General features: G+C 60.5%; 11 protein-coding genes and 3 tRNA genes. 4 read left to right on the top strand and 10 right to left on the bottom strand.

What is annotated here, in order from left to right:
- Positions 1-172 precede the first annotated feature (172 nt).
- Together AQ996_RS07530 and AQ996_RS07525 are read right to left on the bottom strand one after the other, a co-directional pair.
- Positions 173-1,063, bottom strand: coding sequence for an ROK family protein (locus AQ996_RS07530; protein ID WP_055252294.1), 891 nt, complete (start codon positions 1,061-1,063; stop codon positions 173-175).
- Positions 1,064-1,199: 136 nt separating this feature from the next.
- Positions 1,200-2,381: a pyridoxal phosphate-dependent aminotransferase gene (locus AQ996_RS07525; protein ID WP_055252293.1), complete on the bottom strand. Its 1,182-nt coding sequence runs from the start codon at positions 2,379-2,381 to the stop codon at positions 1,200-1,202.
- A 166-nt stretch (positions 2,382-2,547) separates the two neighbouring features.
- Here AQ996_RS07525 and AQ996_RS07520 point away from each other — a divergent pair.
- The 3 genes from AQ996_RS07520 (at position 2,548) to AQ996_RS07510 (ending at position 2,841) form a co-directional block, all read left to right on the top strand.
- Positions 2,548-2,624: transfer RNA gene (locus AQ996_RS07520), tRNA-His, on the top strand.
- Between the two features lie 22 nt (positions 2,625-2,646).
- Positions 2,647-2,722: transfer RNA gene (locus tag AQ996_RS07515), tRNA-Lys, on the top strand.
- Positions 2,723-2,765: 43 nt separating this feature from the next.
- Positions 2,766-2,841: transfer RNA gene (locus AQ996_RS07510), tRNA-Lys, on the top strand.
- Between the two features lie 83 nt (positions 2,842-2,924).
- Here AQ996_RS07510 and dinD read toward each other — a convergent pair.
- From dinD to AQ996_RS07490, 4 genes are all read right to left on the bottom strand, one after another.
- Positions 2,925-3,785: a DNA damage-inducible protein D gene (dinD, locus tag AQ996_RS07505; RefSeq protein WP_055252292.1), complete on the bottom strand. Its 861-nt coding sequence runs from the start codon at positions 3,783-3,785 to the stop codon at positions 2,925-2,927.
- Positions 3,786-3,946: 161 nt separating this feature from the next.
- The gene (locus AQ996_RS07500) at positions 3,947-5,473 is read right to left on the bottom strand and encodes an FAD-dependent oxidoreductase (RefSeq protein ID WP_055252291.1); all 1,527 of its coding nucleotides are present in this window, start codon (positions 5,471-5,473) and stop codon (positions 3,947-3,949) included.
- Between the two features lie 256 nt (positions 5,474-5,729).
- The gene (locus tag AQ996_RS07495; RefSeq protein WP_055252290.1) at positions 5,730-6,734 is read right to left on the bottom strand and encodes a GGGtGRT protein; all 1,005 of its coding nucleotides are present in this window, start codon (positions 6,732-6,734) and stop codon (positions 5,730-5,732) included.
- Positions 6,735-6,752: 18 nt separating this feature from the next.
- Positions 6,753-7,487: an iron-sulfur cluster assembly scaffold protein gene (locus AQ996_RS07490; protein ID WP_006235554.1), complete on the bottom strand. Its 735-nt coding sequence runs from the start codon at positions 7,485-7,487 to the stop codon at positions 6,753-6,755.
- Between the two features lie 403 nt (positions 7,488-7,890).
- Between AQ996_RS07490 and AQ996_RS07485 the strand changes: the two genes are divergently transcribed.
- On the top strand, positions 7,891-8,703 hold the full coding sequence (locus AQ996_RS07485) for a transposase (protein ID WP_055252289.1): 813 nt from the start codon (positions 7,891-7,893) through the stop codon (positions 8,701-8,703).
- A 658-nt stretch (positions 8,704-9,361) separates the two neighbouring features.
- On the opposite strand, the gene sufU is transcribed toward AQ996_RS07485, so the two are convergent.
- Genes sufU through sufB form a run of 4 tightly spaced genes read right to left on the bottom strand, consistent with a single transcriptional unit; the run spans position 9,362 to position 13,794 of the window.
- Positions 9,362-9,796: a Fe-S cluster assembly sulfur transfer protein SufU gene (gene sufU / locus AQ996_RS07480; RefSeq protein WP_055252288.1), complete on the bottom strand. Its 435-nt coding sequence runs from the start codon at positions 9,794-9,796 to the stop codon at positions 9,362-9,364.
- On the bottom strand, positions 9,789-11,114 hold the full coding sequence (locus AQ996_RS07475) for an aminotransferase class V-fold PLP-dependent enzyme (RefSeq protein ID WP_199575608.1): 1,326 nt from the start codon (positions 11,112-11,114) through the stop codon (positions 9,789-9,791). The genes sufU and AQ996_RS07475 overlap by 8 nt, the downstream gene beginning before the upstream one ends.
- Positions 11,111-12,382: a SufB/SufD family protein gene (locus AQ996_RS07470; RefSeq protein WP_055252287.1), complete on the bottom strand. Its 1,272-nt coding sequence runs from the start codon at positions 12,380-12,382 to the stop codon at positions 11,111-11,113. Before AQ996_RS07470 ends, AQ996_RS07475 begins: the two co-directional genes overlap by 4 nt.
- Positions 12,382-13,794 carry a Fe-S cluster assembly protein SufB gene (gene sufB / locus AQ996_RS07465; protein ID WP_055252286.1) on the bottom strand — a complete coding sequence of 471 codons (1,413 nt, stop codon included), beginning with the start codon at positions 13,792-13,794 and terminating at the stop codon, positions 12,382-12,384. Before sufB ends, AQ996_RS07470 begins: the two co-directional genes overlap by 1 nt.
- Positions 13,795-13,797 lie beyond the last annotated feature (3 nt).

Here is a 13,797-nt window from a genome sequence, read left to right as displayed (position 1 = left end):
GCCGGTTTTAATCCAGCAAAGGGGCGAATATTTTGCAATTAGTAAAGATGACTGGGCATGATGTCAATTCTGGTCTAACAGAGCCTTTTTATTTGAGGGCTTATATGAGGCGTGGTGGCGTCGTTCCGTAGGTCGGATTTGCCGGGCGCGCCACGCCCTGTGGGTGCGTCTGCTACTGAAGCGCCTGAGCGCCCAGGGCCAAGCAGCCCATAATGCCCTGTTTGCCCTCGAGGCTGTTGTTGACGATATAGCTATCGATGTCGGCCATCTCGGGCGTGACGATGTAGCCGTTGAGCATCTCGGCGCACTTCTTGCGCGCGAGCGGCACGATGGGGGTGTGGTCGGCCACGCCGCCACCGATGACGATCTTTTGCGGTGCGTAGCACAGGATGTAGGTCATGAGCGCCTGCGCCAGATAGCCGGCGAGCAGGTCCATGGCCTCCGGGTCATCGGCCATCTCTCCGGCGCTCTTGCCACCCCAGCGCTTTTTGACGCCGGGACCGGCGATGAGGCCCTCGAGGCAGTTGTCGTGGAAGGGGCAGCCGCTGTGCTCGCCGATGGTGTCGCGCGGGTCGCGCGTGACCAGGATGTGACCGGCCTCGGGATGCATCATGCCGTGCACGAGCTTACCGCCCGAGAGCACGCCGGCGCCCACGCCGGTACCGATGGTCAGATACACCACGTCAGTGAGGCCCTGGGCGCAACCAAAGGTGACCTCGCCCAGGCAGGCGACGTTGACGTCGGTGTCGTAGCCGCAGGGAATATTGAGCTCGTTTTGGATGGTGCCCAGCAGGTCAAAGTAGCGCCATGCCGTTTTGGGCGTCTCCAGGATCTTGCCGTATTGGGACGAGGCAGGGTTGACTGCGGTGGGGCCAAAGGCGCCGATGCCCAGCGCGGCGATGTCCTTGTCGGCAAACCATGCGTTGACGGCCTCAACGGTCTCCTGCGGGGTCGTGGTCGCAATCTGCTCGCGTTCCAGGACCGTGCCGTCTGCATAGCCCGTGGCGCAGACCATCTTGGTGCCGCCGGCCTCGAGCGCTCCGATAAGCTGCTGCTCTGCCATAGTATTCCTCTCTGGACGAGTTGCTCCGTGACTAAAGTATAGCGCTCTAAAAAATAAATGAGGTCGCTATAAAAAGAAACCTCATGGCCCAACGGGTTCACGAGGTTTCTTTAGTGCCTTTAGTTACTGACCGTCCTTACCCGCGCGGGTTGATTTTATCACGTAGCGACTTGAGGTTCTCAAGCGCAGCGTTGAGCGTCTCGTCTCGCTTGGCAAAGTGGAAACGAATCAGATGGTTGACGGGCTCGCGGAAGAAGCTCGAGCCCGGAACGGCGCCCACGCCCACCTTGGAGGCCAAATCCTCACAGAAGTCGAGGTCGCTGTCATAGCCAAACTCCGAGATATCCATCATCACATAGTAGGCGCCCTGCGGCACGTTGTGCTCAAGACCGATGCTATCGAGCCCCTGACAGAATAGGTCGCGCTTGGCGGTGTAGAGGTCGAGGACCTCCTGGTAATAGCTGTCGTCGAATTTGAGGGCGGTGACGACAGCTTCCTGCAGGGGAGCGGCAGCACCCACGGTGAGGAAGTCGTGGACCTTTTTAATGCGCTCGGTGATCTGGGCCGGGGCGATGGTGTAGCCCAGACGCCAGCCGGTGATGGAGTACGTCTTAGACAGCGAACTGCAGCTGATGGTTCGATCGAACATGCCGGGCAGCGTGGCCATATAGACGTGCTCGTGGGGCGCGTAGACGATGTGCTCGTATACCTCGTCGGTAATGCAGTAGGCGTCGTACTTTTTGCAGAGGTCGGCGATTAAGGTGAGCTCCTCGCGCGTAAAGACCTTGCCGCAGGGGTTGGAAGGGTTGCACAGGACGATGGCCTTGGGATCGTTGTCGCGGAAGGCCGCCTCGAGTGTCTCGCGGTCAAAGTCGAACGCAGGTGGGTTAAGCGGCACGTAGATGGGCTCGGCACCCGAGAGGATCGTGTCGGCGCCGTAGTTCTCGTAGAATGGCGAGAAGATGACGACCTTGTCGCCGGGGTTTGTGACCGTCATCATGGCGGCCATCATGGCCTCGGTGGAGCCGCAGGTGACCACGATGTTCTCGTTGGGGTTGATCGGCATGCCCATAAAGTGCTCCTGCTTGGCGGCAAGCGCCTCACGCATGGCCTGGGAGCCCCAGGTGATGGAGTACTGGTGATAGAGCGGCTTGGGGTCGCTGGCGATGGCGCTCAGGCTGTTGAGCAGCTGCGCCGGGGGATCGAAGTCGGGGAAGCCCTGCGACAGGTTGACGGCGCCATACTTATTGGAGATGCGCGTCATGCGGCGGATGACCGAATCGGTAAACGTTGCCGTACGGTTGGAGAGTTCTTTCATGCTTGTCCTTTCGAGCATTTGCAGTGGGGCAAGTTTACTCCTATGAAACCGGTGGGAATTGCTCGAAATGGTCTCGAAAAACTCTTTTCAAAATTCTTGAAAATTGGGGCTTGCATCGCGTGGCGTTCCTTGCAATAATAGTCGAGCGCGAAGCGCACAGGACACGGTGGGTGTAGCTCAGTTGGCTAGAGCGACGGGTTGTGGTCCCGTAGGTCGAGGGTTCGAGTCCCTTTACCCACCCCAGTTCTTGCTTCGTGTTGATATCGGGTCGTTAGCTCAGTTGGTAGAGCAGGGGACTCTTAATCCCAAGGTCCAGGGTTCGACCCCCTGACGGCCCACCACACGATATCTCCTCTAAAGTCCGCTACGACGGACTTTAGCTTTGGGTCGTTAGCTCAGTTGGTAGAGCAGGGGACTCTTAATCCCAAGGTCCAGGGTTCGACCCCCTGACGGCCCACCAAAGATTGTTAAGACGGTCAACTTCGGTTGGCCGTCTTTTTTATTAACCTCGCATGAGGCCGAACCCGTAAGGGCACAGACGCTTTACAAGTCGAGCCTGCCCTGGGGGTCGGTGAATCCGTCTGTACCCTCCTTGAGCTTTTTCTCGTCTTCTTTCACGCGACGTTCGAGCTTCTTTGTATCTTCGGCAGGCGGTAGGTTCTCGGGTACAATTCCGCGGTCGATGAGGCTGCCACGCACGCTTGTGTTGTTCTCGACGTGCTCTTGCTTGATCTTGTCCAGACCGTACAGGTCGTGTTCCTCGGCGTTGAAGGCCGTCATCGAGTTCGTAAGGTCCTTTGCTTTGATGAGGACATCGGCTAACCTGTCCGCCAATGCCGCGCTCTTGGGTATGCCGAGCTGCTGCTTCATTTCCGCCGTGCTTCTGCCGCCGAATAACGCTTCATCGCCCTTCGACTTGATGATCGCGAATCCTTTGGAGTCCACGCCGCGTTTGAATGCAATACCCGAGAGCTGTTTCTCTGAATCGGATAGCGAGTGGCGCGCCTGTAAGCGCTGAATCTCTGCGAAGCGCTGCTCTATGAGCTCTTGGCGGCGCGTCTGCACGGCAAAGTATGCTTGGGCGAGTGCAATCTCTGGCTTGTTTGAATCTCCGTTCTGGGCGATTAAATAGCATGCATAGCGCGTAAGCTTGTAGTCTTTAACCGCACGAGCGGCGACACCGGCAGTTACCATTTTCGTGGTGTCACGAAAATGGGAATCAACTGGAGTTTTATTTGTTTCGCACGAGACTTTTGCCCTCTTAACAACTTCGGCGAAGTTCTCCCATCGAGTGTATCCCATGGGTTCCATTAAATCGCGTGCGAGCCAATACTCAACGCCGTCTTCCACATTGGCGTAGCTATCAAGTTTGACACGCCACTTCTCGATATCTCTACTGTCCATATCTCCTCCTCGCTGGTCTATTGTCTATGCAGGCTTTGCACGCTCTGTATTCGGAATAAGGATACGCTGCCGTGCGGACACGAATGGGCCCCGTGCCACTTCGAGCTCACGGGGCCCATAGATATCGATTAGTTGTGTTCTGCTTTAGATAGGTGTCCAGTTTAATTCGCTCGATAGTGCGAGCCCAGGCTTTCGGTTCGGTTGCGCATGGCTTTGACCATTTCCTGTGCTAGTTGAATCTGCGACTGTATGCGGGCGAGCGCAGCGATTTCGCTGTCGTTGGCATGCGGCTTATTTAGAGCTGTGGCATCATCTTGAATGTTTTCAAGCTCGTGTAGTGCCTCGGATAGGCCTGTTTCGGTCCTGTTGATCATGCAATAGGTGCTCATCGTGTGCCTTAGGCTGTGTGTCAGGCGTTCGGCATCTGTTGCGGCTATGCCGTACTGGGGGAGGGCGATATCCGCCTTCAGGGCTGTCTCGGGCTCTTTCTGTGCTGCTTGGGCTGCCGATGCGCCTGCGATGCGCCCGAACACGATGCCGTTGGCGCTTGACAAGCCACCAATGCGGTCGGCGCCGTGCATGCCGCCTGTCGCCTCGCCGCAAGCGTAGAGGCCCTCAACGCCCGTTTGCGCGGTCTTATCGATCTTGATGCCGCCGTTAGCGGCGTGGGCATACATCGCAACGCGCATCTCGTCAGTCGGGGCGATGCCGTGCTCGTCTTGCAGCCAGGTGGCAAAGGTCTGCACAAACTCTGGGACATCCTCGCGGGGAAAGTCGTAGTGGAGTGCCAGGCCTTCGACACCTGCCTGATCGATGACGAGATCGATGGCGCTGGAAGCCAGGCGCGAAGTGAAGGGACCGTATCCGGAGCGTTGCTCAAGCAGGTCGTCCAGCTTGTCGTCGGCAATATCTACCGGCTGGTCTACATGTACGTAGCGCCAGGTTTTCTCGCTGAAGACCAGGTTGCGCTTGGGCTCGATGAAACCGGGCATCATCTGCATGAACTCTATATTAGTAAGTGTTGCGCCGTGCGCCAGCGCGATGGCCTGCGAGGAGCTGAGCACATCAGCCGACGTAAGGCTGCGCTCGAACAGGCCGCTTGTGCCACCGGCTGCGATGATCGTGGCCTTGGCGGCAAAGGGCACGATTCGATTTTCGGTGAGGTCGTAGAGCACGGTTCCGGTTATTCTGCCGTTCGTGTCCTCAACAAGGTCGATAAGCTCATGGCGGGGGAGCAGGCGAATGCCGAGCGACTCGATCCGGGCTGTCAGAGCGTCCTCAAGGGGTTTGCGGGTGAGGCCGCGCCACATGCGCGTCTTGTGGTCAAAGCAGGGGATAAACTGCTTTTGCTGGGCGCTCTCGGCGCTTTGCGGACGCTGGAGCTCAACGCCCAGGTCTTGCTCGAGCCATTCAATTGCCTGGGGAATGCCGTGGACAAACGTCTGGACAAGCTCGGGGTCGGCGACGCCGCCACCAACGGTCTGGATGGTATCGATGAGGTCTTGTTCGTCGTCTTCGTTAACGGGTCCGATAAGCCCCAGGCCCCAGGTTCCGGGGAAGAAGCTCGATCCACTCATAGTCTTGCCGGCGCTTGCCACAGCGACGGTTGCGCCCGTGCGTGCCGCTTCGATGGCGGCGCAAAGGCCCGCAATGCCAGATCCAATTACCAGTACATCAGTCGATTCCATCGGATTCCTTTCTCGTCCGGCGCATTGTCGCATGGGTGATCGGCAATGGGGCCGCAAAGACTCGGCAAATCGGTAAAGGGCAAATATGGCAGGTGGGCGTCATGGACGTTCTGACGCTCCGTCTCATCACATCTCGTATTTCGCCCCAACTGATATATCGGCATTAGCTGCCCTGCGACAGCGTAAACAAAAAGAGCCGCTACCCCGAAAGGTAGCGGCTCCAAAGCTCAACTATGTGAGCATCGCGCGGGCGCGACTAGGCCTTGAGGGCCTCCTCGACGGCGACAGCGCAGGCGACGGTGGCACCGACCATGGGGTTATTGCCCATGCCGATGAGACCCATCATGTCGACGTGCGCAGGCACGGAGGAAGAACCGGCGAACTGGGCGTCGGAGTGCATGCGGCCCATGGTGTCGGTCATGCCGTAAGAGGCAGGGCCGGCGCCCATGTTGTCCGGGTGCAGGGTACGGCCAGTGCCGCCACCAGAAGCGACGGAGAAGTACTTCTTGCCAGCCTCGAGGCGCTCCTTCTTGTAGGTGCCAGCGACGGGGTGCTGGAAGCGCGTGGGGTTGGTGGAGTTACCGGTGATCGAGATGTCGACGTTCTCGTGCCACATGATGGCAACGCCCTCGCGGACGTCGTCGGAGCCGTAGCAGTTAACGGCAGCGCGGGGACCATCGGAGTAGGGGATGGTCTCGACGACCTTGAGCTCGCCCGTGTAGTAGTCGAACTGGGTCTTCACGTAGGTGAAGCCGTTGATGCGGGCGATGATCTGAGCGGCGTCCTTGCCCAGACCGTTGAGGATAACGCGCAGCGGCTTCTTGCGAGCCTTGTTGGCGTTCAGAGCCAGGCCGATAGCGCCCTCAGCGGCAGCGAAGGACTCGTGGCCAGCCAGGAAGGCGAAGCACTCGGTGTCGTCGGAGAGCAGCATAGCGCCCAGGTTGCCGTGGCCCAGACCGACCTTGCGGTCCTCGGCGACGGAGCCGGGAACGGTGAAGGCCTGGATGCCCTCGCCGATGATGGCGGCAGCCTCAGAAGCGGTCTTGGCGCCACGCTTGACAGCGAGAGCGCAACCGAGGGTGTAGGCCCACTCGGCGTTCTGGAAGGCGATGGACTGGGTGTTGTTGACGATCTCACGCGGGTTGAAGCCCTTGTCGGTGCAGATCTGCAGAGCTTCCTCGAGGGAGGCGATGCCGTTGTCGGCGAGGCACTTGTTGATCTTGTCAGCGCGGCGCTCGTAACCTTCGAACGTAACAGTCATAGTTATTTCCCTCCCTTTCTACTCGTGAACCGGGAACACGCTGGCGACGGAGTGAGTCTCCTCGTCGGTGCGCGGGTCGATGTACTTGGCAGCGTTCTCCCACTGACCATAGTGGCCCATAGCGCCAGCGATGGCCTCCTCGGGGGTCTTGCCGGCCTTGACGGCGTCGGTGAACTTGCCGAGGTTCAGGAACTCGAATGCGATGATCTCGTTCTTGTCGTTGAGAGCCATGCGGGTGACGTAGCCCTGAGCGAGCTCGAGGTAACGAGCGCCCTTGGCCTTGGTGCCGAACATGGTGCCGACCTGAGAGCGAAGGCCCTTGCCGAGGTCGTCGAGGGAGGCGCCCACGGGCAGGCCGCCCTCGGAGAACGCGGTCTGGCTGCGGCCGTAAACGATCTGCAGGAAGATCTCGCGCATAGCAACGTTGATGGCGTCGCAGACGAGGTCGGTGTTGAGGGCCTCGAGGATGGTCTTACCGGGAAGAATCTCGGAAGCCATGGCGGCAGAGTGGGTCATGCCCGAGCAGCCGATGGTCTCAACGAGGGCCTCCTCGATGATGCCGTCCTTGACGTTCAGCGTGAGCTTGCAGGCGCCCTGCTGAGGTGCGCACCAACCCACACCGTGCGTAAGACCGGAGATGTCGGAAATCTCCTTAGCCTGGACCCACTTGCCCTCCTCGGGGATGGGTGCGGGGCCGTGGTATGCACCCTTGGCAACGGGGCACATGTTCTCCACTTCCTGTGAGTACTGCATGCCTCTCCTCTCTATCGTGTTGGCGTCCCGTCTGGGGGTCGTGGCTGGCGATTGCCGGGCGACCCTTCGAAAGGGACATGACATGCAGCCCCTATAATACCGCGAAATGCACGGAATATTCGGCGAACGGCTCAGTTTTCGTAGCGAGAAGTCCGGAAGTTTTAATTGAAACGGTTTAACTATATGTTCTGTGGTCGCGAACTTCCGTAGAGGGGGTTCGTCTTTGGCAAGCTTTTGGTCGGCTCTTGTATGCGTTGCGGGGTCTGACCTGTTGCAACGGTGCCGTCCGCCGCCCGTTTACTGCCTTTGGCCGCGCGAGTGTATTGTTTTGCGTGAATGTTTTGATGGCACGCTTCAATCGTGCTGTATTGGATGGCAATCAGATCCCGGCGAAGGGAGCGCCATGCAGCGCGTTTGGAGAACGGTTACCGGCTTTTACCATGTCTGTGCCCGCGGTGTGGGCAAGCAGCTCATCTTTGAGGGCGATGAAGACCGGTGGGAGTTTTTGGAGTTGATGCGCGACTGCTGCCGGGAGGCAGGCGTCACGGTTATCGCTTGGTGTCTTATGGGCAATCACGTGCATCTGGTGCTGGCAGATTACGAGGACGCGATGAGCGCGGCGATGCACCGGCTGCTTTTGACGTACGCGCGGCGGTTCAATAAACGCACGGGGCGCACAGGTCATCTGTTCCAGAACCGTTTTGACCGGCGCTCGCTCGATACCGACTGGCAGGTGATGGAGGCTATTCGCTCCGTACACGCCGATCCACAGGAGGCGGGCGTTGGCCTAATCGAGCGTTATCCCTGGAGCAGCTTTGCGGAGCATTTGCGCGCTTACGACGGTGACGCGGCTGATGTCGCGAGGGGATTTTCTGATCCTTCTTGCGTGCTTGAGCTCTTTGGTTCTGCCGAGGGCTTTATTGCCTATTCACTTTCGACGCCCGACGGCGGCGAGCCAGCGCTGGGCGATATGAAAGAGACGGAGTGGGAACGCCACGCCTTTGCCGGCAAGATGGCTAAGGAACTCGGGGTTCCGCTTCGCGGGGTTAAAGCCGCACCGCCGGCGCAGCGCGATACCGTTATTTTTGGATTGCACGATGCCGGTTTCACGGTGCGCCAGATTGAGCGCTATACCGGGATTGGCAAAAGTACCGTCTCTCGTATTGTGCGTGCCCGCGCGCGGACGGCGATGCGGACTGGCGGAAACGTGATGTAGGGTCGCCTGTGCGCCGCAGATGGGGTCGTCCATACGCCGCAACAAGCGTTCAAAAGCTTGGTGCGGCAACTGCACTTCTTAATATGCATAGAACAATCGCCATCTTGCATAAAATAAGGGCTCAGTCCGGGTTTGCCCGTGCCTACCCCCATCTGCGCCGTGCAAAAAATGGAGTTTTCAGCATCGCGGTACTGCCACTACCGTCGCAATTTTGCAACATACGGGCCCCGAAGCTATTTATGCCTGCCGATGCGCTCCCGAAGCTCATGTTTGCGCCCCTGAGACCACGATGCTTGTTCTAAAACGCACTATATATGCGCCTGGAGACGTTGATTAACGCTTTCGATGCGTATACACACAGCTTGGCGTGCTGAATACTCGCAAAAATGCACGCCGCTCCCTATGGGACCCGTCTGCAGCAGGCGCGAAGCGAATCGGAGCCCAGCTGGATGGGGCATGGGACGATGCTAGGCGTGCTCGTGGCCCTGCCGCAGGCCTTTGGTGCTGTGGAAAACGCCCGTGTTCGCGTCTGGCTGTGTGGTAAATGACAGACGGGGTGCCGGACGCGCGGACTTTGTGCGTTCGCGCTCATTAGAAAAAACAGAGCCGCCCGTATCGGGCGGCTCGGCAATCAAAAACCTTGGATTCGGGGCATACGCTACTGGTTTGCTTGCCCCTCGAGCATGCCGTCGAGGGTGCGCCAGGCGAGCTCGGCGCATTTGACGCGGGCGGGCATGTGCGAGATGTCCTGGAGCTGGGCGGCCTCGTCCAGATCTTCCAGGTCCTCCTCGGAGAGCTGCTCGCCGCGGATCATGGCGAGGAAGAGCTCTGCCAAGCGGCGAGCTTCCTCGACGGTCTCGCCGGTGATGAGGTCGGCCATGATGTCGGCGCTTGCCTGGCTGATGGCGCAGCCGTGGCCGGTAAAGGAGGCCTCCTCGATCACGTTGTTCTCGACACGTAGCTGCAAGGTGAGCTCGTCTCCGCAGCTGGGGTTGATGCCGTCGTGCTCGTGCGTGGGGGCGTCCATCTCGTACTTGTAGTCGGGGTGCGAGTTGTGCTCCATAAACGTGGTGGAGGTGTACAGATTACCCATTGAACGTGCTCCAAACGTGATGCAGGCCGGCGATGAACTTGTCGATATCGGCCTTGTCGTTGTAGAAGGCCACGCTGGCGCGGCAGCAGGCAAGGTTCTCGACGCCCAGCCAGGTGAGCAGCGGCTGCGCACAGTGGTGGCCGGCGCGAATGCAGACGCCGTCCATGTCCATGATGCTCGCTACGTCGTGCGGGTGGATGCCCTTGACGTTAAAGCTCACGACGCCGTGGTGGTTGTCCCAATAGATGGAGCCGATGATCTGGACAAAGTCGAGCTGCATGAGTTCGCCCATCAGATAGTGGACGAGTGCCTGCTCGCGGGCCTGGATGTTCTCGTAACCCACCGTGTTGACCAGGTAATCGAGTGCGGCGCCCGTGGCGAAGATGCCGGCGGCGTCCTGCGTGCCGGCCTCGAACTTCTCGGGGACGGGAGCCCAGACAGCGTTCTGCTCGGTGACCGAATCGATCATCTCGCCGCCGGTAAGCATGGGCGGCATGGCGTTGAGCAGGTCCATCTTGCCCCACAGCACGCCGATGCCCATGGGGCCCATGGCCTTGTGCGCACTAAAGGCAAAGAAGTCGGCGCCCAGGTCGGCCACATCGACCGGCATGTGCGGCAGCGACTGCGCGCCGTCGACGACCAGGTAGCCGCCGTACTTGTGCACGAGTTTGCCGAGGTTCTTGACCGGGTTCTCGACGCCCAGCACGTTGGAGACCTGTCCCACGGCTAGGATCTTGGTCTTGGGACCCACCTTGGCAAGAACCTCCTCGGTGGTGAGCTGGCCGGTCTTGGTGGGGTAGAGGTAGACGAGCTTGGCGCCGGTCTCGCGGCAGACCTGCTGCCACGGAATCAGGTTGGAGTGGTGCTCCATGATGGTGATGACGACCTCGTCGCCCGGTTCGAGCACTGTGGGCGCAAAGCTCTTAGCGACCAGGTTGAGCGACTCGCTCGTGTTGCGGGTGAAGACGACCTCGTTGGCCTGTGAGGCGCCGATGAGGTCGGCGATCTGCTGGCGGACCTTCGCGATGGCGTCGGTGGCCTCGACGGACAGCGAGTACAGGCCGCGCAGGGGGTTGGCATTCATGCGCTGGTAGAAGTCGCGTTCGGCGTCGAGCACACAGGCAGGGCGCTGCGCGGTGGCGGCGCTATCGAGGAAAGCGATCTCGGGGTGCTGCTGGAACAGCGGGAACTGGCCCTTGTAGGGGTTGGTCTCGATGTCCACGGTGGGCCAGCAGCGCGAAGCCTCGTCGCTGGCGTCGAGCTCCATGGGCTCGGGGGCAGTACAGGTGTCGCATTTAACGTGCTCGGTGTCGATCATGCGAGCTCCTCTTCAAAGTTGTCGATCAGGTTGTTGCCTAGGCGGACGACGGCGGCGCGGGTGCGCTCGTCGGTGGCGGAAAGCGCGGCGTCCTCCAGTTTGGCGCGGATGAACAGGTCCTCGGCAGCGTTTTGGTCAAGGCCACGGCAGGCGAGGTAGAACAGCTGCTCGTCGCGGACGTGACCGATGGTGGCGCCGTGGTTGCCGGCGACGTCGTCCTCGTCACAGAGAATGACGGGAACGGTCTTGTTGTCGACGCCCTTGTTGGCCAAAAGCACCGTCTCGCGTTCGGTGCCGGTTGCACCCTTGCAGCCGTGCACGAGGTCGATGGTGCCACGGTAGACCTTCTTGGACGTGCCGGTCAGCACGCCGTTGGCGTCGATCTCGCACTCGGTCTTGCGACCGCGGTGGCGCAGCTCGTAGTTAAAGTCGCGCACCTGCTCGCGGGCGCCCAGGTAATCGGTATCGATGGTCACTTTGGCGGTGTCGCCCAGCAGGTCGCCGGCAAGGCCGGTGGCGCTGGCGCCGGCACCCAGGACGGTGTGCTGCACGTTGACGCGCGCGCCCTCGTCCAGGAACAGGCCGGTGTCGTCGAGTGCGATCCAGCTGTCGTCGAGTGTCTGCGTGCAGGTCACGTTGACGGTGGCGTACTCGTGGGCGCACACGCGTAGCACGGAGCCCACGACACCCTCGCCGGTAACAGGAGAGTCTAGGGCAATATGCAGGTCGAGCGTTGCCTGCGGGCGAGCGACGATGTCGATGGCGGCGATGGCCGCGGCGGCATCGACACCGCTCACACGCACGGTAACCGTGGCGTGCTGGTATGCGGGCACATCGATGACGATGCGCTTGGTAGCGTGCTCGGCCAAGTAGGCGTAGGCAGCCTCGCCCATGCCGGTTTCGAAGGCTTCAGCAGGGGAGAGCTCCTCCTCGAGCTTAATGGCACCGGCCTGGTAGACGGAGGTGGCGGGGACATCGAGCTCGGTCTCGGGCGTGATGCGGGCGCGGTCGGCGGCATCACCGGGGGCGGAGGCACGGCGCTCGGGGAAGCGCTCGGCCATGGCGTCCATGGCGGTGTCGAAGGCGTCGGCCGCGCCGGAGAACTGCTCGTCCAAGCCTTCGACCTCAACGGCCTCGGCGGGAGCGGCGGCAAGCTCGTCCGAAAGCTCAAGCTTGGTCTGGTTCATCTTGAGCCAGCCCCAAGTGGCAGCCGGCATCGCGTTGACCTGCTCGAGTGTGGTAGCAGCGGTGTTGGTGGTCTGTTTCATTATCCGATCGCTCCTTCCATCTCGAGCTTGATCAGGTTGTTCATCTCGACGGCATACTCCAGCGGCAGCTCCTTGGAGACCGGGTTGGCAAAGCCGTTGACGATCATGGTGCGGGCCTCTTCCTCCGAGATGCCGCGGCTCATCAGGTAGAACACCTTGTCGTCGCCGATGCGGCCGATGGTAGCCTCGTGGCCGATGTCGACGTTCTTGGCGCGGATGTCCATGGCCGGAATAGTGTCGGAGCGGCTCTGGTCGTCGAGCATCAGCGACTGGCAGCTCACGGTTGCCTTGGAGCCCTCGGCCTTGGGTGTCGCCACAATAGAGCTGCGGAAGGTCTGAATGCCGCCACTCTTGGAGATGCCCTTGGTCTCGACGGTTGCCGAGGTCTCGGGCGCGTTGAGCACGACCTTGCAGCCGGTATCCAGGTTCTGGCCGGCGCCGGCAAAGGTAATGCCGGTAAAGCTCGAGCGGGCGCGACGGCCGTTGAGCACGCTCATGGGGTAGAGGTAGCCCACGTGGCTGCCGAAGGAGCCACTGATCCACTCGATGTCGCCATCCTCGTCCACGCGCGCACGTTTGGTGTTGAGGTTGTACATGTTTTTGGACCAGTTTTCGATGGTCGAGTAGCGAAGGTGTGCACGCTTGCCCACAAAGAGCTCGACGGCGCCGGCGTGGAGGTTGGCCACGTTGTACTTGGGCGCTGAGCAGCCCTCAATGAAGTGCAGGTCGGCATCGTCCTCGACGATGATGAGCGTGTGCTCAAACTGGCCGGCGCCCTTGGCGTTAAGGCGGAAGTAGCTCTGCAGCGGGAAGTCCAACTTGGTGCCCTTGGGCACGTAGACAAACGAGCCGCCCGACCATACGGCTCCGTGCAGGGCCGCAAACTTGTGGTCGGTGGGCGGGATGAGCGTCATAAACTTCTCGTGGATGAGCGGCTCCCACTGCGGGTCGTGCAGGGCCTCCTCAATGCCGGAGTAGACGATGCCCATCTTGGATGCCGTGTCCTGCATGTTGTGGTAGACCAGCTCGGAGTCGTACTGCGCGCCGACGCCCGCCAGGTAGCTACGCTCAGCGTCGGGGATGCCCAAGCGCTCAAAGGTGTTCTTGATGTCGTCAGGCACCGACTCCCAGTCGTGCTTTTGGTCGGTGTTGGGCTTGACGTAGGTGACGATGTTGTCCATGTCCAGGCCCTCGATGGAGGGGCCCCACGTCGGATCCGGGAAGCGGTTGAAGATCTCGAGGGACTTGAGGCGCAGGTCGAGCATCCACTGCGGCTCGTCCTTCTTGGCGCTAATCTCGCGCACGATGTCGGGCGTGATGCCGGCGTCGAGGCGCTCGAATCCCTCCTCGCCATAGGTGAAGTCGTAGAGGCTGCGGTCGATGTCCGCGACCTCGGTGCGGTTCTTGGTCATTGC

The sequence above is a fragment of the Collinsella aerofaciens genome (assembly GCF_001404695.1).
GTDB classification, from domain to species: Bacteria; Actinomycetota; Coriobacteriia; order Coriobacteriales; family Coriobacteriaceae; genus Collinsella; species Collinsella aerofaciens_E.
The sequence above is the reverse complement of the archived record's forward strand: the minus strand, read 5'-3'. Positions and strand labels throughout refer to the sequence as shown.

Excerpts from the sequence above, each read along its gene's own strand:
- sufU (WP_055252288.1), bottom strand. The coding sequence starts at position 9,796 with ATGGGTAATCTGTACACCTCCACCACGTTTATGGAGCACAACTCGCAC.
- AQ996_RS07525 (WP_055252293.1), bottom strand. The coding sequence starts at position 2,381 with ATGAAAGAACTCTCCAACCGTACGGCAACGTTTACCGATTCGGTCATC.
- AQ996_RS07485 (WP_055252289.1), top strand. The coding sequence starts at position 7,891 with ATGCAGCGCGTTTGGAGAACGGTTACCGGCTTTTACCATGTCTGTGCC.
- AQ996_RS07490 (WP_006235554.1), bottom strand. The coding sequence starts at position 7,487 with ATGCAGTACTCACAGGAAGTGGAGAACATGTGCCCCGTTGCCAAGGGT.
- AQ996_RS07530 (WP_055252294.1), bottom strand. The coding sequence starts at position 1,063 with ATGGCAGAGCAGCAGCTTATCGGAGCGCTCGAGGCCGGCGGCACCAAG.
- AQ996_RS07475 (WP_199575608.1), bottom strand. The coding sequence starts at position 11,114 with ATGATCGACACCGAGCACGTTAAATGCGACACCTGTACTGCCCCCGAG.
- AQ996_RS07470 (WP_055252287.1), bottom strand. The coding sequence starts at position 12,382 with ATGAAACAGACCACCAACACCGCTGCTACCACACTCGAGCAGGTCAAC.
- AQ996_RS07500 (WP_055252291.1), bottom strand. The coding sequence starts at position 5,473 with ATGGAATCGACTGATGTACTGGTAATTGGATCTGGCATTGCGGGCCTT.
- sufB (WP_055252286.1), bottom strand. The coding sequence starts at position 13,794 with ATGACCAAGAACCGCACCGAGGTCGCGGACATCGACCGCAGCCTCTAC.
- dinD (WP_055252292.1), bottom strand. The coding sequence starts at position 3,785 with ATGGACAGTAGAGATATCGAGAAGTGGCGTGTCAAACTTGATAGCTAC.
- AQ996_RS07495 (WP_055252290.1), bottom strand. The coding sequence starts at position 6,734 with ATGACTGTTACGTTCGAAGGTTACGAGCGCCGCGCTGACAAGATCAAC.